The following is a 16,721-nucleotide window of genomic DNA, read 5'->3' as shown; positions in this document are numbered from 1 at the left end:
CTAACGCCTGCTCCGGTCTTTACCGCCGACGATGTCCTTGATCACATAGCGCGGCCGGTGCTTGGCCTCGATGTAGATGCGACCGATGTACTCGCCGAGGATGCCGATGCCGATCAGTTGCACGCCGCCGAGAAACAGGATGGCGGTCATCAGCGACGGATAACCGGGGACGCTGTTGCCGAAGAAAATCTTGTCCAGCACCATGTACACCGCATAGAGCACCGCGAAAATCGAAATGCCGCTACCGACGTAAGTCCACAAGCGCAGGGGCACGGTACTGAACGAGGTCACGCCTTCCAGGGCCAGGTTCCATAGCTTCCAGACATTGAACTTGCTGCTCCCCGCCACCCTTCCTGGCCGCTCGTACTCCACCACCACGGTGTTGAACCCGGCCCACGACAACACGCCTTTCATGAACAACTGGTGCTCGGGCAGGGACCGGATCACGTCGACCACCTTACGATCCATCAGCCGAAAGTCCCCGACGTTTTCCTCGATGCGGGTGTAGGCGATGCGATTGAGCACATGGTAGAAAATCGACGCGCTGTGGCGTCGGAGGTAGCCGTCGGCGGCCCGGTTTCGGCGTTTGGCGAGGACCACGTCGGCACCCTTTTGCCATTGCTCGATCAACAACGGAATGACGTTGATCGGGTCCTGCAGATCGACATCCATGGGAATCACGGCATCGCCGCTGGCGTGCTCCAGGCCGGCAAACAGTGCCGGCTCCTTGCCGAAGTTGCGCGAGAAATTGATCAGCATGACCTGATCATCCGCCTGGGCCAGTGCCGTAGCCTGTTCGGCCGTGCGGTCGGAGCTGCCATCGTTGATGAACACGATCTCGACTTCGGTGCCGCCCAGCTTCAACTCCCGTCGCACCGCCTGATAAAACAGGTTGATTGACTGCTCTTCGTTGAACACCGGGACAATGAGCGAGATTTTCATCGATCACGCTCGCGAAACACCACGTATTTGGAATACAGGAAACCGAACACCAGGCTCAACGCCGAAAACAGGGCCACGGTGAACAAACCGTGCAATCGCCAGGCGTCGCCCAGATGGCCGACACCCAGGCTCAATGCCCCCATGCCAAAAAGAAACAGTAGATAACCTGCGACCGTGGCATGGGCGGCGAAGGTAAATTGCGCGTTCATATAGAAGGAAAACGACGCAGCCACGCAGAAGGCCGCCAGGTTGCTGATCGCCTGACTGAGGCCGGCCGCCACGCTCAGCAGGAAAAAGATCTGCCAGTGAATCAGGGTGTTGGCGACCCCGATCACCGTGTAACTGGACAGCCCTTTCCATAACAGTCTCATGGGAGGCTCCCGTTTCAAGAACGTTGCACTCATTAATATTTGAGACTGTCTACTGTCAGAAATCGCAGGTTTTTGGACCTTTCAGACCAGCGGTTGAGCCTTGAAGCAACGCCCGAGACATCCGGTAATATCCCGACTTTGCAATTGCCCACGAATCAGTCCACCCTGCGCGCCGCCGATTGGGCACGTGGCCTTTGCGCCCACGGCCAATCCCATTTTCACCCGCTGTTACGAGTTTGCTGTCATGACGTTAGCACGCGATCACCGGATCGACTTTTTTCGTGGTCTGGCACTGATCTTTATCTTTTGGGATCACGTGCCCCACAACCCCTTGGGACAAATCACCCTGCGTAACTTCGGTTACAGCGATGCGGCCGAGGTTTTCGTGTTTCTGGCAGGTTACGCGGCGGTACTGGCGTACGGCAAAGTCCTGGCGCGCGAAGGCTTTCTGATCGCCTGCGTGAAAATCCTGCGCCGGGCGTGGGTGCTCTACGTGGTGCATATCTTTCTGCTGGCGATGCTGATGGGCATTGTGTTTTTCGCCAACAGCCACGTGGAAACACGGGATCTGGTGGAAGAAATGGGCATGCATCACTTCATCAGCAACCCGCAGCAGGCCTTGATCGATGAACTGCTGTTGCGCTTCAAGCCGAACCTGATGGACCCATTGCCGCTGTACATCGTGCTGTTGGCGGGCTTGCCCCTGGTGCTGCCGATTCTGGTGCGCAAGGCCTGGGTGGTGGTCGCGATGTCATTGGCGCTGTATCTGATGGTGCCACTGGCTGGCTGGAACCTGGCGGCCATCAAGGACGGTGTGTGGTATTTCAACCCGGTCGCCTGGCAGTTGCTGTTCGTGCTCGGCGGTGCCGCTGCGATTCACAGCCAGCGCCCGCGCTTGCCCGAGACTCGCCCATTGCTACGCCGACCACTGTTTGTCAGCGCGGCGCTGTATGTCGTGGTCGCAGGTGTGTTGACCGTTCTGTGGCGTTGGCCGGACATACACGATGCGATGGTGCCGGCGAGCCTGCAAAACGTCCTGTACCCCATCAGCAAGACTGACCTTTCGCCCGTGCGCCTGCTGCACTTCCTCGCGCTGGCCTACGTCACGGCGAAACTGATTCCCGACAGCGGATGGACGCAAAACTGGCTCGCGCAGCAAAGTTGCCGCATGGGCCGTTTCTCGCTGGAGATTTTCTGTCTGGGCGTGCTGCTGGCGCCATTGGCGGATATGGTCAATGCGTTGACCGACGATGCTTTTGCCATGCAGATATTTACGGCTCTGGTGGGTGCAGGGTTGATGGCGCTGCTGGCGACCTGGCTTGAGTTCAACAAGCGGTTGAACCAGACAATCAAAAGATCGCAGGCTGCGATCCATTGATCTTCAAAAACCAAAAAGCCCCGATCATTTACGACCGGGGCTTTTTCATTTCAAGCGTTGGAGCTTACGAAACCGAACGCGCCGCACCCTGCGAGGCATTGGTCGGTTGCAGCTTGAACACGTAGAACAGCACCGTCAGCAGCACCAGGAACGCAGGGCCCACATACAGCGCCACGCGGGTGTCCGGGAAGTACGCCATCAGGCCGACCACCAGCACCAGGAACGCCAGCGCCAGGTACGAACTGGCCGGGTACAGCCACATGCGGTATTTCAGGCCGGCCGCTTCGCTGGCGCTCAGGCCTTTGCGGAACTTGAGCTGCGCCAGCAGGATCATCGCCCAGGTCCAGATCGCGCCGAAGGTGGCGATCGCCGTCACCCAGACAAACACCTTTTCCGGCACCAGATAGTTGAGCAGAACGCCCAGCAGCAACGCGCCAATCGACAGCAGCAATGCACGACGCGGCACGCCGTTGTTCGAGGTCTTGGCAAAGCCGGCCGGGGCCTGGCCGTTCTGCGCCAGGCTGTAGAGCATGCGCCCGGTACTGAAGATGCCGCCGTTGCAGGACGACAACGCCGCGGTGATCACCACGAAGTTGATGATGCCCGCCGCGGTCTTGATGCCCAGCCGCTCGAAAGTCATCACGAACGGACTGCCCTGGGTGCCGATTTCGTTCCACGGGTAGATCGACAGGATCACGAACAACGCACCGACGTAGAACAGCAGAATCCGCCAGAACACCGAGCCGATGGCGTTGGGGATGGTCTTTTGCGGGTTCTTCGCTTCACCGGCGGTCAGGCCGATCATCTCCACGCCCAGGTAGGCGAACATCACCATTTGCAGCGACATCAACACGCCAGTTACGCCGTTAGGCATGAAGCCACCGTGGGTCCACAGGTTGGAAATCCCCAGGGCCACGCCGTCGTTGCCGAAACCGAAAGCGATGATACCGATGCCGCCGAGCACCATCGCAATGATGGTGACGATCTTGATCAGGGCAAACCAGAACTCGAACTCACCGAAGGCCTTGACTGCGATCAGGTTGATCGAGCCCATACTGATCAGCGCAGCGAGCGCCCAGATCCAGCGCGGCACGTCGGGGAACCAGATGCCCATGTAGACCGCCACGGCAGTGATTTCCGCGACGCAGGTCACCAGCCACAGGAACCAGTAGTTCCAGCCGGTCAGGAAACCCGCCAACGGGCCGAGGTAGTCTTGGGCGTAACGGCTGAACGAGCCGGCGACCGGGTTATGCACGGCCATCTCGCCGAGGGCGCGCATGATCACCAGGATCGCCAGACCGCCGATGATGTAAGACAGCATGATGGCCGGACCGGCCATTTCGATGGCCTTGGCCGAGCCCAGGAACAGGCCGACGCCGATACAGGCACCGAGTGCCATCAGGCGAATATGCCGCTCGCCGAGTTCACGTTTAAGCGGACCGCCCTGAGCGGTCTCGCCGTTGGGCTGGTGATTGCCTACGGGCATAAGGGGCACCTCATCTTGTTTTTGGATATGACCACCGAGCGTTGAAGCCCCCGACCGATAAGCCAGTTGCTTCGCGTAACCGGGCCTGCGTTGTAAGCAGAACCGTCCTGCAGGACAAAACCTGCAAGATCAGCGGGGCGTGCAGTATAAAAAGCTGACGACAGAGATATTCACTCTATAAACCACTAAATTCAGCCATAAATCCCGGCAATAACCCAACTTGCGGAGGGGCATCACCTGGACTTTGTAGGAATTTTCATCATTTAAAGGGCGCGGAGTATTGCACAGCATTGGTGCATCGTCATGCCCCTACGAAAGCCGCATTCACCCTCGAAATAGCTCTAGTCCGGCCATTACAGACCACCACCCTGCTTCAGGTGCTATCACAACTGTGGCGAGGGGGCCCGTCGGAACGCCGCACAGCCACAACTGCTTCAATCAGCCTGATTATCGGTGCGTCCGTGCATCATTTTGCCCTTCACATTTTTTTCACCCTCGCCAACCACCGTCTAAGCTTCAGTGAAGTCCGATCAATCTGCGTGAATGGATCAGTCGACTATGGGCGCTTTGTGGCAAACCGATTCGAGTAAAACCGTGGTTCCGAATGAAGGTGAGGATGAAGCGCCTATTCCTGAAAAACCCCGTCGCTCCAGGCACGGATGGGGAGCGTTCTGGCTATTGCTGTTGATAATCGCGGTTGTCGTGGGGCTGGCCGCCGCGAGGGAGATGCGTACCTCGAAGTTCCAGGCCCAGGAAGTCAGCAAATACGCCGCGTCCCTGAGCTATGAGCTCAAACCCGGCCCCAGCGATGCGATTCGCTATCCGGGGGAAGGTCCGTTCGATCGGCGCCTGGGCTACAGCTCGCTGGATGAGTTCCTGCCGCGCCTGATCAAGCGCAATTTCGTCGTCGAAGCGCAAACCCGCTTTTCCCCGGCGCTGTTGAAGTACAGCGACAAGGGCCTGTTCTTGCCTTATGCCGAGAAAATCCAGGCCGGGCTGTCGATCACCGATTGCCGTGCAGCGCCGCTGTACCAGTACAACTATCCACAGCAGCTCTATTCAACTTTTGCCTCGATCCCGCCGGTGGTGGTCAACAGCCTGCTGTTCATCGAAAACCGCTTCCTGCTCGACCCCAGGCAACCGCTGGCCAACCCGGCGGTGGACTGGCCACGGTTCGGCATGGCGGCGTGGTCCCAGCTGGCCAAGATGTTGCACGTGCCCGGCCAGTCCGCCGGTGGCAGTACCCTGGCCACGCAACTGGAGAAGTACCGGCATTCCCCCGATGGCTTGACGGTCAGTGGCGCGGAAAAAATTCGCCAGATGATTTCCGCCACCGTACGCGCCTACCAGGCCGGGCCACAAACCCTCGAAGCCCGGCAGAACGTGGTTCGCGATTACCTCAACAGCGTGCCGCTGTCGGCCGTACCGGGCCATGGTGAAGTGCATGGCATGGCTGAAGGGTTGCGCGTGTGGTACGGCTCCGACTTCAATCAGGCCAACGAAGCGCTTGCCAGCACCGCGACGGATCCAAAAACCATCGCGGAAAAAGGCCTGGCCCTGCGTGAAATGCTGTCGTTGATGATTGCCCAGCGCCGCCCGTCGCATTACCTGACCAAGGGTCATGATGAACTGGCCGACCTCACCGACAGCCATATTCGCCTGCTGGCACAAAACAATGTAATCGATGCTCAGCTCGCCGCAGCAGCCCTGGCCAGCAAAGTGACCTACCGCGACTGGGCCACCCAGCCGACCATTCAACCGATCGAAACCAACAAGGGCATCAGTGTCGCCCGCAGCCGTCTGGCCGGCATGCTCAACCGTCCGCTGTATGACCTCGACCGCCTTGACCTCTCCGCCACCAGCACCCTGCAAGGCGAGTTGCAAAGCGAGGCCACCGAGTACCTGAAAAAACTCGCCGACCCTGAGTTTGCCACGCAAATCGGCCTGATCGGCGAACGCCTCCTGACCACCACCAGCACCACCCAGGTACGCTACAGCTTCACCTTGTTCGAACTGACCCCGGACGGCTCGCGGGTTCGGGTACAGACCGACAGCACCGACCAGCCATTCGACATCAACGAAGGCAGCAAACTGGAACTGGGCTCCACCGCGAAAATGCGCGTGCTGACCACCTACCTGCAAATCATCGCCGAGCTGCACGACAAATACGCCGGCATGGCCGTTGCGGAACTGAAGAAAGTCGACGTACCGGACCAGGACCGCCTGAGCCGCTGGGCGGTCGATTACCTGATCGAGAACAAGGACCGCGACCTGAAAATAATGCTCGGCGCAGCCCTGGACCGCAAATACTCCGCCAGCCCCGGCGAGGCGTTTTTCACCGGTGGCGGCCTGCACGTGTTCAACAACTTCCGCAAGGAAGACAACGGCCGGATACCGCCCCTGCGCGACGCCCTGCGCGAGTCGATCAACCTGCCGTTCATTCGCCTGATGCGTGACCTGGTGCGCTACACCACCTACTCCGGCCCGAACAGCAGTGCCGAACTGCTCAAAGACGACCGCGACCCGCGGCGCCAGGAATACCTGGCCGAATTCGCCGACCGCGAGGGCACGTCGTTCCTGCTCAAGTTCTGGAAAAAGTACAAGAACAAGGACACCCAGGACCGGCTCGAGACCTTCCTCGACAGCATGCGGCCAACCCCGATCCGCATGGCCGCAGTGCACCGCTACCTGCTGCCACAGGCCAGTCAGGAAAGCTTCAACGCCTTCGTGCGCTCGCACCTCACCGGCGCCAAGCTCACGGAAAAACTCACTGACGAGCGTCTCGTGCGGCTCTACGAGGCCTACGGTCCCGGCTCCTACGACTTGCCGGACCAGGGCTTCATCGCCAAGGTTCACCCGCTGGACCTGTGGCTGATTGGCTACCTGCTCAATCACCCCGACGCCAAGTGGGGCGACATCGTCAAAGCCAGTAAGTTCGAGCGCCAGGAGGTCTACAGCTGGCTGTTCAAAAGCCGGCACAAGGGCGCCCGCGACAGTCGCATCCGCACCATGCTGGAGATCGAAGCTTTCCTCGACATCCACCAGCGCTGGCAGAAGGTCGGCTATCCGTTCGACCACCTGGTGCCGTCGCTGGCCACCGCCATCGGCAGCTCCGGCGACCGCCCCGCCGCCCTGGCCGAACTGATCGGCACCATCCTCAACGATGGCGTGCGCATGCCAACCCTGCGCATCGACAGCCTGCATTTCGCTGCGAACACGCCCTATGAAACCCAACTGATCAATGACCCGGACGTCGGCAAACGGGTGATGCCATCCGAGGTGGCGACCGCCATGCGCGAGGCTCTTTCACAAGTGGTGGATGCCGGTACGGCCAAACGCGTGGCCGGCAGTTTCAAATTGCCGGATGGCAGCCCGCTGGCCATGGGCGGCAAGACCGGTACCGGTGACAACCGCATCGAAGCCATCGGTTCCGGCGGACGGATCCTGAGTTCGAAATCGCTCAACCGCACGGCCACGTTCGTGTTCTACATCGGCGATACCCACTTCGGCACCCTGACGGCGTTCGTGCCGGGCCGCTCGGCGGAAAGCTTCACCTTCACCTCGGCGTTGCCGGTGCAGGTGCTCAAGGGCATGGCACCGATTCTGACGCCGTACCTGCAACCGGGCACCCACACGATGTGCCAGCCAACCGAGGCAACGGTTGTCCGCTGACCATTACAAAAAAACGGGACCCAGGTGGCGGTAACTATTTATTTTTCACTCCTTGATTTTTGGAGGATCAGGGCAAAACAGACATCCATTCAAACCAGTTTTTGAGCTTTTTTCGGGGGCCACGCGTACCTAGTCTGTCCGTTCCATTATTGATCAACGGACGATCAGACAATGCCCACCCCCGATAAAACTCCAGACTCGCTCGCCAATGATCTGGCCGATAAAAGTATCCATTTCGAACGGGTCGAACAGGCCATCCCTTACTGGCTGAAAGAAACTTCCATCGCTCGTGTCAACGAACTGAAAGCCGACAGAGTGATCCTTCCAGACCCGCTACGGGAAGCCACCCGGGCGCTGCAGCAACGCCTGAAGAATGACATCAAGCTCAGCTGGACTGCACAAAACCAGGTAAATCGCGCACTGAGCGAACTGCAGGATGTCTACGCGTTTGCCCGGCCCATCCTGCAACAGGCGCTGAAGGACCGCTTCGGCGTCGACGACGATGTCGAGCAGACCTGGCTGCGATTGTATGCACCGGTGAAAACATCCTGGTGGGTGCATGACTTTTCCGGCGGAACCACCAGCCGAACCATTTCGCTGCTGGACGCCGCCCTGCATAATTTTTCGCTCGACGAGTCGTTTCACCAAGACTCCGAGTTCATCACCCGCCCCGACGTTCGTGGGCACTTTTTGGTCAAACACCTCAAGCACAAATTGAGCATCGATCAGTTCAAATCACTGTGCCGCGAACTGAACATCGGTGCCAGGTACCAGCAGCATCTGAACGAGTTTTTGCTGTCGACCAACAGAGTGGCGAGCAATTACCTGCGTTACATCGTCATTCGCAGTCAGAAAAACGCGCTGAATGTTGCGGCACAAATGGCCCTGATGAAAAAGGACATCGACCAGGAGGCCTATGACGTCGTGCAAGGCATGCTCGACGATCGTTCACAACTGCAATGGCGGGGGCAGCCCGTCGGTTATTACAACCTGTCGATGATGGACACGCGCCTGGTCGGCATTGTGCTGATCGCCCCTGATGTCTTCACCACCACTAGCACCGTCCCGGTCATGGCGTATGTTCCCCATGACCCGGAGCATCCGCTCAAGCTGTACCCGTCGACGCTCGACTTCATGGCAGAACTGACGCGCCAGCTGCGCGATGGCAGCTCCAGCAAAAGTTATCAACAGTACTTCAGCCAGTTCGTGCCCCATCAGCAGCGCGGACATTTCTTTGCCGGACTCAATGACCGCCTGAGCACAATCAAATGGCAGCCGGCCCCACCTGGCTCCAACTTGCCCAGTTGGCGCGAAACACCCGTGGCCAACCCCGACTTGAAGTTCAGCCTGTCGAGCGTCAAGACCGACAGAGAGACTGCTTACAAGAATGATCTTTGGGGCTACTACTACCGACAGAAGCTCAACAAGATTCTCAACGATGGGCGGGAAATCGCGATTTCCACCGAGTACGCCGATCGCATGGCCCGCTGGGCCTGGTGGGATAACCTGGAAAAAATGCTTTCGGACATTCTCAACGTCGCGCTGCTGGTGGTCACACCGTTTGTCCCCGGCCTGGGCGAACTGATGCTGGCCTACACCGCCTGGCAACTGACCGATGAAGTGGTCGAGGGTATCGTCGATCTGGCCGAAGGTCATTTTGCCGAGGCGGCAGAACAGACCATCAACGTGCTGGAAAGCGTCGTCCAGTTGGGCGCATTTGCGGCGGGCGGCGCAATCGGTAATGTCGCGCGGGCGAAACTCTCGCCGTTCTTCGAAAATCTGAAACCGGTGCAGTTGGCAAACGGTGAGACACGGCTGTGGAACCCTGACCTCAGCCCCTATCAACGAGCCGACATGGTTTTGCCGGCGGATGCACGGCCTGATCGACAGGGTATTCACCAGCATCGCGGCCGGCGAATTTTGCGCCTGAACAATCAACACTTCGAAGTACTGGACGACCCGGTTACCGGGCAACAGCGCATTCGCCATCCGCAGCGGTTCGATGCCTATGCACCAACCCTGCGACACAACGGCCAGGGTGCCTGGGTCTGCGAAACGGAGAACCCACGCGAGTGGGAAGGCACGACCCTGATGCGTCGCCTGGGCCATACGACCGATGCCTTCAGCGACACGCAACTGGAGCGGATTCGTCAGATCAGCGGTACTGAAGAGGCCGCGCTGCGCAGGATGCACATCGAGCACGCCCCTCCGCCGCCCTTGCTGACCGATACCCTGCAACGCCTGGGTGCGCCGGTGAATCCGCCTCCTGCGTTATCTCCCGAGATCACCTTACTGTTCAGCGACTTCCCCGAGCTGCCTGCCCGAGTTGTGGAAAACATCATGGCGGGCGCAACACCCTCGGAGCATCAATATATTGAGCGAAAGCTTCGGCTCCCCTTGCGTCTCAAAACCCAGGCACGAGAGCTCCAGTTCGAAGTGCAATCGGTCCGTGCAGCCCAAGGTCTGTACCTCGACGCATTGAGCAATATCGACACCGAACGCTTGGCATTGGGAGCGTTACGACTCAATACAGATATGTTTGGCGACCTGCGCATAGAAATCCGTCAGGGAACACTCGATGGCGAACTTCGTTGCAGTGCCGGGCCCGAGGACGCAACGCAGGTTCGGGTATTGATTCGAGACAACTCGGGGAAATATCAGGTGCGCGATGCCTCGAATCAGTCTATCCACGATGCTGATGTCTTTTTTGAGGCCCTGCTGCATGCCATGGGCAACGAAGGTAAAAGAGCGTTGGGATACAAACCAGGCGATGCCAAGTTTTTCAGGCAGTGGGTCATTGTAAAGTCAGCACCGCCAAGCGAGCGAAGGACTGTCCTCGCCATGCCCCCCATCCGACCGATTGTCGAGCATGAAACGATGCTTTTGGTTCGTGGAGGTGGCCTCAGCAAGGAAGGAAAAACACTGCACGAACGAATTCAGGATCTTCATCCGCACTTCAGTGAGGCCGAGGTTGAGGTATTTGCTCAGGCCTTGAACTCCAGAGGTGAGCCGCTCAGGGCGATGGACGAGCAAGAAAAGGATCTCGCAGAGTTGCGGGGAATACTCATTCATTGGGAGCGCCAGCAACCTTCCAGTTCGGTTTCGGACAACCGCGGGTTCCTTGGCGGGGGTGGAAGGCACATAGTCGAACGGCTCATCGACTGTTACGAGCGGAAAAATACCGGGCTCGGTAGCCGCACCGATCCGTACTCCTACTCTCTCGATCTCTCTAGAGAGTTAATACCATTGGATCTGGAAACCTGGTGGTCAAAACGTCCAAAATTAAAAAAATATCTCGACAAAGTCACCGTGCTTAAACTCGACAACACAAGGTTTTCCAGCGAGTTATACGGGGTGCTGAAGGACTTTCCAAACCTGCGGGAACTCAATGCCAACCACTGCGAACTGACTCGCCTGCCAGATAGCATCGGTGCCATGCATCGCTTGGAATGTCTGCGAATGAGTTCAAACGCTATTACCCTGGACCCGCCCGCTGTCGAAAAACTGAGGAATCTGACTTATCTGGAAACTCTTGAGCTGGATGACAATCCACTAACCCTGCTGCCGGATATTGGGCGCATGCCCCGACTGAAGACTGTCGGTTTGAGAAATACCGGTATTACTACTTGGCCCACTGGCACGTTTACCAGACGCAGACCTCAGGAGTTTGTTTTGGACATGCGTGGCAATCCAATCAATCTGATACCAGAAGTGATTCATCAATCGCCAAATGCATGGGTGGTAGGTCAAACACGTCTCGATATCGAGAACTTATCGGTTTCAGACCGTCTCAGGTTTAATCAGATACGTCAGTGGTTGGGCCTTCCCAATGAGATAGGTGCGTCGCCTATTATCCAGATGCCGCCGCCCATATCGATATGGGCCGGTGCTCCCGACGTGAGTCCTGAACGCATCAATCATTGGGAGGAACTTAAGCATGAAACCGACTCCGGGCCATTTCTGTCTTTCGTCAACGGGGCAGAGGGCTTTGCTGATTATCGTGTTGGAGGCGAATCTCGGACACAGCTACTGGATCGCCTGTGGCGCATGCTTGATGCCGTCTACATCGACACTCAGCTTAGGGAAAAGCTATTCACAATGGCAAAGGATCCAGTGAGATGTGCTGATGCGGGTGCGCAGCTATTCAACAATATGGGGATTGAGGTACTCGCCTTTGAGGCGCACGCCTACTCCACTGATCCAGAGATACTTGAAAATAAACTGGTGATGCTGGCCAAAGGTTCCGCGCGACTGGAACTTGTAAACGATATCGCCCGGGCCGATATGAGCAGTCGTGAGGGCAACCCTGACGAAGTAGAAGTCTACCTGGCATATCAGACCGGCTTGGCTGAACGTTTGGGCCTGCCTTGGCAATCCGAATCCATGCTTTACCGGCCGGTGTCCGGCGTCACCGATGACATGATCGATAACGCGTACGACACGGTGCTATCCATGGAAAAAGGTGACGGTCTGGTTAACAGAATGCTTGAACTGGACTTCTGGGAACGCTTTCTTCGTGAAACATACCCTTCGCAGTTCGAAGAAAACAGACAGGTCTACCTGAGTAAATCAGAACAGCTCGATACTTTACTAAGCACCCAGCTCGAATGGGTCAACTCGACGCAATTGACGAAAATCCAACGTATGGACTTGCGAAACAGGCTCATTGAACTCATGAACGGCTTTTCGATTCAGGAAGGCTCCGTGTTTTCCGGCACGCCAATAAGTGAGGACATCTATAATCGGCTGCTCATCAACTTGGGAGACGAAGAAAAAGAACTGGCAAGACGTTTGACCCGAGAGGCCATGACAAGAGCCAACATTTAAACGATCAATAACTGATACCGCCCCTGAAGAGTTCCTAGAATGAGCCTTCAGGGACGGTCTGTCAGATCACTTCCGAGTCCCAGATCACCGTGACATTTCCCGTATAGGTTTTGGCAACCCCTTCACGCAACATCTGTTCGACGTGTTCCCGAGCCACTTCAAAGTGCAGGACTCCCGGCTTTCGGTCGACGTATAAACCAGGTTGAAACAACTCAGTGCCACTGCCATCAAGTCGCAGGGGACGACGATCAACGGGTTGTCCCGCTCCATCGGTCAAGCCGTATGGCAGTGTCACGCTGGTGTTCAAGGGCACAAGATCGGCAGAGCCCGCGTCGCGCAAACCGCAGGTGTTACCAGCGATGAACTGGCACTCGAGCTGCATCTTGAACCGCGATGAAGCGGAGATATTGAATGTCTGGTCCCGGAACAACCGCACCGGCTTGCGTCCCTGATTCAACCAGGCTTGCCAACCGCCCTGAGGCACCAGCTCAATGCGATTACCTCCCGGTGGGACGTCGACTTTCAGCGCATGCATGACATCCAGGGTGAAATTGAGGGTAATGGCGTTGTCGTTGGGGATCAGCACATCGCCCATGTCGAAGTCCATTCCCGGACCTGTGGTGTAGGTCAGTGAGCCTTTGTATTCTCCTGATGACATCCTCAGGGGGTTGGGCGTCCTCAGTTCGTAGACATATTCGACTGAACTGTAATTGAACCAGGGAATGTCGACAGAAGGAATTCTGCCACAAGCCCCCGCACCTTCCGGTACCAGCCAGAAAAAGGGCGACGAAGCAACACCGGCAACCCCCACGTTCACACCGATACACGGCGCTGGAGCATTCTTCCATTGACTAAACCAACCGACACCCGGTCGGGCCCATGCACTGACCCCCGGAGGTCTCGCCATAGTCCAGCTACCACCAATTCCCGCGATTCGCATCTGAACAGTCTCACTCTCACCAGTACGACTGTGGAAGACCTCCAGACTCCTCCAACTGGATGGCACACTAAAAGTCGCGCCCATTCTAGGGTCGGCATGATCGGCAGCTATAGGTTGTGACGAATTGAATCGCAGACCGGGTATCGTCAGACTGAAGATGCCCAGACTCCTGCAACGAGCAGAAATCCAATGGACGCACACACCACTTTCCGGTGTTGTGTTCTTAAACTTGTTAAGCATTGGATTTGTCGGATCAGGCACAAACTCCGCCCGAATCTCCTGAACCACCGCATTGGCGGGCGGAGCATACAGTCCTGTTAAAAAACCTCCCGCCAAGGAAAGCACAGTTAACACTTTTAGCGAAAAAGAGAGTTTCATTGTTAACCAACCTGAAATTTAAACGTGACGAAAACGCTCGTCATTTGTTTCTAAAACAGGATCAAGGAGCACTCGCCTCAAAGATCATGTGCACGCTGCCGTAGTACTCACCGGGTTTGTAACCGTCATCCGGTTTGACTGCCGCAATCACCAGCTCCACGCGTTTACCGGTTTTTCCGTCAGTTTCCGAAATGACAGGTGCATCATGCACCGTGAGCTTTACCCGGTTGAACTGAACATCCAATGCAATATTGTCTACGTCTCTGCCATTGCTCAAATAAGGCTCATCACTTAATCGTGCAGTGATCTCGCCATTGCTGTTTTTGACATCGAATTGTTTACGCAGCGAACTTAGTTCCTGCGCAGTCAAACCCCAACTCAGTTTTTGTTCCCGTCCAATCCAGTCCGGATCAACCGGCAACACATAGAATTCCGCGGTCGGGATAGTGACTGAGACTTCAAAGGTTTCTCGCTCGACGAGTGCATAGGCATAAACGCTGCCCAGCGTCAGCGCCACCATCGAAATGAGGGTCATTAATTTTTTAAACATGTGTCATCACCTGTTTGCACTGCACGCAATTAAAAAGGCTGAAAGCCGTAACACAACTTCCGCCCAATGCTCAGCGTTATCCCTTTACGTCCAGCTTCGTGGCTTTGGATCCTTCAACCATGGTGAAACGGTATTCACGGCCTGCCTGCTTATCGAACTTGAATGTTCGACCGGCCAGAATGTGATGCTTGGTAACGGGCTGACATTCCTGTTCATTCTTGACTGAACAGTCTTTGAACTCATCGATCACCACCACGGTGTTGCCGTTGTTACGGATTCGGTACTGGCTGACGTCGTTCTCGATCACACTGTCGTAACGAGTATCTTTTGGACGTACGAAAAATACAGTGCCATACCCGGCCAGTACGTTGACCCCTGCCGACAGGCTCTTTTTGTAGTCTTCACGCTCTTCGACGGACACAGCAAACTCATCTTCCTTCTCCGGCACCACAGGCACGTAGCGCACACGGAAGTAACGTTCTTTTTCACGCTCCCCCATGTACAACAACCGCGAACCCTGCATGCCGTTGGCCGGCACGATCAAGCGCGCGGGGCTGGCCATCAAGCCATTGCGGGAAGTGCCATCTGCCTGGTTCTCCAGTGGAATTTCCCGGGCCTTGCCATCGATGTCATAGATAATTTCGAGGATGTTGATCTTGACGAAAGCGGTGCTGTCACCACCGTTGAATACACGTTTCAAATAAGTACTTTTATCGCCATCCAGATAGTCGTAAACAACTCCGACATTGATTTGCGGCCCGGCCAGAGCAGCATGGGAAAACACAGAAAAACCAAAGAGTACCAACAGACGTTTCATGACATACCACCTCAATAAATTAAACCCCCCGAATCGGATCCACCGACATGGGTTTAAACTTCCGAATCCCAGATCACCGTGACATCACCCGAGTATGTTTTTCTAACGCCCTCACTCAGCATCGACTCGACGTGTTCACGGGCAATTTCAAAGTGCAGGGTTCCCGGCTTGCGATCGAGATAAAAACCGGGTTGAAAAAGCTCCGAGCCACTGCCATCCAGACGCAATGGGCGACGATTGACTGCTTGCCCCGCTGCATCGGTCAGGCCATTGGGCAAGGTCACACTGGTATTCAACGGCACCAACTGTGCGGACTCGGCGTCGCGTAACGCACAGGTATTGCCGGCCAGGTACTGGCATTCGAGCTGCATCTTGAATCGTGATGACGCCGAAACATTAAAGGTCTGGTCCCGGAACAACCGAACCGGTTTGCGCCCTTGATTGAGCCAGGCTTGCCAACCACCTTGAGGCTCAAGCTCGATGTGATTACCACCGGGTGGAATTTCAACTTTTAGAGTGTGCTGAACTTCCAGCGTAAAGTTAAGCGTCAGGCTGTTTTCACTGGGTAACATATTGTCGCCCATATCAAAATCACCATGGGGCCCTATCTGATAAGTGACACTGCCAGTGTAGATCCCCTGGCTCATTTTTAGAGGTTCGGGTGTTTCAAGGGCATAACCAATGTCAAAGAACAAATATTCAAAACCAGGAATGGTATACGCCGCCGTTTTTGCACATGTACCGGCAACCGGCGTGAGCCAAAAAAAATTGTATTCCCGTTCATTGAGCGTGCTTAAATTACTGTTTCTACAAGGAGATGGAGCAGTAATCCAAGACTGCCCTGTCCACAAAATTCTGTGATCACCATCAGGGCGCCCAACTAAATTGCTGGCTGTATCGCTGAGCCTGTATCGAGCACCTAAACCGGCAATACGCACTTTCATTTCTACAGTTTCGCTGGCGGCCGAGCCATCACCCGAAACTTTCGTGACAGAGAATGTTTTCCAGTCAGCAGGAACCTTGAACATCGCGCCCTGCCGTGGATCGCTATGTCGTCCCGGGATGGCATTACTTGAACTAAACTCAAGTGGCGTTCTTAAACTGAAAATATTATGGAGATCACAAGTAGTATAGTAGTCAGCGCAATAACCGGAAGACGGCGTCGTATTGATAAATTTATTGACCAACGGATTAGCCGGATCAGGACTGAACCTGGCCTGAATATCCATCGACGCCGCGCCAGCAAACAATGGAGCAGTACTGAGAGCCAGGAACAAAAAACAATAACTCATCGCTTTTTTTATGGCACACACCGCATTCATTCTGATAAACACAAAACCTCCTCTAGAGCTTCGACAGC

At 56.2% G+C, this 16,721-nt stretch carries 10 protein-coding genes; 3 read left to right on the top strand and 7 right to left on the bottom strand.

Annotated features, from left to right (window positions below; translation table 11 throughout):
* Positions 1-942 (bottom strand): glycosyltransferase family 2 protein, encoded by a 942-nt coding sequence (locus AC3IT6_RS05195; RefSeq protein WP_489354505.1) that lies wholly within the window; start codon positions 940-942, stop codon positions 1-3.
* Positions 939-1,313: a GtrA family protein gene (locus AC3IT6_RS05190; protein WP_489354504.1), complete on the bottom strand. Its 375-nt coding sequence runs from the start codon at positions 1,311-1,313 to the stop codon at positions 939-941. The genes AC3IT6_RS05195 and AC3IT6_RS05190 overlap by 4 nt, the downstream gene beginning before the upstream one ends.
* Before the next feature lie 244 nt (positions 1,314-1,557).
* Here AC3IT6_RS05190 and AC3IT6_RS05185 point away from each other — a divergent pair, with 244 nt between their 5' ends.
* Positions 1,558-2,691, top strand: coding sequence for an OpgC family protein (locus tag AC3IT6_RS05185; RefSeq protein WP_489354503.1), 1,134 nt, complete (start codon positions 1,558-1,560; stop codon positions 2,689-2,691).
* A gap of 64 nt (positions 2,692-2,755) precedes the next feature.
* Here the strand turns inward: AC3IT6_RS05185 and AC3IT6_RS05180 are convergent, their stop codons facing one another.
* The gene (locus AC3IT6_RS05180; RefSeq protein ID WP_489354502.1) at positions 2,756-4,177 is read right to left on the bottom strand and encodes an amino acid permease; all 1,422 of its coding nucleotides are present in this window, start codon (positions 4,175-4,177) and stop codon (positions 2,756-2,758) included.
* Between the two features lie 558 nt (positions 4,178-4,735).
* Here AC3IT6_RS05180 and AC3IT6_RS05175 point away from each other — a divergent pair.
* The gene (locus AC3IT6_RS05175; protein WP_489354501.1) at positions 4,736-7,849 is read left to right on the top strand and encodes a transglycosylase domain-containing protein; all 3,114 of its coding nucleotides are present in this window, start codon (positions 4,736-4,738) and stop codon (positions 7,847-7,849) included.
* 171 nt (positions 7,850-8,020) lie between these two features.
* Complete coding sequence (locus tag AC3IT6_RS05170; RefSeq protein ID WP_489354500.1) at positions 8,021-12,676, top strand: dermonecrotic toxin domain-containing protein; 4,656 nt, start codon at positions 8,021-8,023, stop codon at positions 12,674-12,676.
* 61 nt (positions 12,677-12,737) lie between these two features.
* Here AC3IT6_RS05170 and AC3IT6_RS05165 read toward each other — a convergent pair whose 3' ends face one another.
* The 4 genes from AC3IT6_RS05165 to AC3IT6_RS05150 form a co-directional block, all read right to left on the bottom strand.
* Positions 12,738-13,994 (bottom strand): hypothetical protein, encoded by a 1,257-nt coding sequence (locus AC3IT6_RS05165; RefSeq protein WP_489354499.1) that lies wholly within the window; start codon positions 13,992-13,994, stop codon positions 12,738-12,740.
* A 61-nt stretch (positions 13,995-14,055) separates the two neighbouring features.
* A complete protein-coding gene (locus tag AC3IT6_RS05160; RefSeq protein ID WP_489354498.1) occupies positions 14,056-14,544 on the bottom strand; it encodes a CS1 type fimbrial major subunit in 489 nt (162 codons plus the stop codon).
* Positions 14,545-14,620: 76 nt separating this feature from the next.
* Positions 14,621-15,361: a molecular chaperone gene (locus AC3IT6_RS05155; RefSeq protein WP_489354497.1), complete on the bottom strand. Its 741-nt coding sequence runs from the start codon at positions 15,359-15,361 to the stop codon at positions 14,621-14,623.
* A gap of 53 nt (positions 15,362-15,414) precedes the next feature.
* Positions 15,415-16,653: a hypothetical protein gene (locus AC3IT6_RS05150; RefSeq protein WP_489356484.1), complete on the bottom strand. Its 1,239-nt coding sequence runs from the start codon at positions 16,651-16,653 to the stop codon at positions 15,415-15,417.
* Positions 16,654-16,721: the final 68 nt, after the last annotated feature.

This window comes from Pseudomonas sp. KH_017, from assembly GCF_057840285.1.
The sequence above is the reverse complement of the archived record's forward strand: the minus strand, read 5'-3'. Positions and strand labels throughout refer to the sequence as shown.

Coding starts and splice junctions, on each gene's coding strand:
- AC3IT6_RS05155 (WP_489354497.1), bottom strand. CDS start 15,361: ATGAAACGTCTGTTGGTACTCTTTGGTTTTTCTGTGTTTTCCCATGCT.
- AC3IT6_RS05190 (WP_489354504.1), bottom strand. CDS start 1,313: ATGAGACTGTTATGGAAAGGGCTGTCCAGTTACACGGTGATCGGGGTC.
- AC3IT6_RS05195 (WP_489354505.1), bottom strand. CDS start 942: ATGAAAATCTCGCTCATTGTCCCGGTGTTCAACGAAGAGCAGTCAATC.
- AC3IT6_RS05175 (WP_489354501.1), top strand. CDS start 4,736: ATGGGCGCTTTGTGGCAAACCGATTCGAGTAAAACCGTGGTTCCGAAT.
- AC3IT6_RS05150 (WP_489356484.1), bottom strand. CDS start 16,653: ATGAGTTATTGTTTTTTGTTCCTGGCTCTCAGTACTGCTCCATTGTTT.
- AC3IT6_RS05170 (WP_489354500.1), top strand. CDS start 8,021: ATGCCCACCCCCGATAAAACTCCAGACTCGCTCGCCAATGATCTGGCC.
- AC3IT6_RS05160 (WP_489354498.1), bottom strand. CDS start 14,544: ATGTTTAAAAAATTAATGACCCTCATTTCGATGGTGGCGCTGACGCTG.
- AC3IT6_RS05165 (WP_489354499.1), bottom strand. CDS start 13,994: ATGAAACTCTCTTTTTCGCTAAAAGTGTTAACTGTGCTTTCCTTGGCG.
- AC3IT6_RS05185 (WP_489354503.1), top strand. CDS start 1,558: ATGACGTTAGCACGCGATCACCGGATCGACTTTTTTCGTGGTCTGGCA.
- AC3IT6_RS05180 (WP_489354502.1), bottom strand. CDS start 4,177: ATGCCCGTAGGCAATCACCAGCCCAACGGCGAGACCGCTCAGGGCGGT.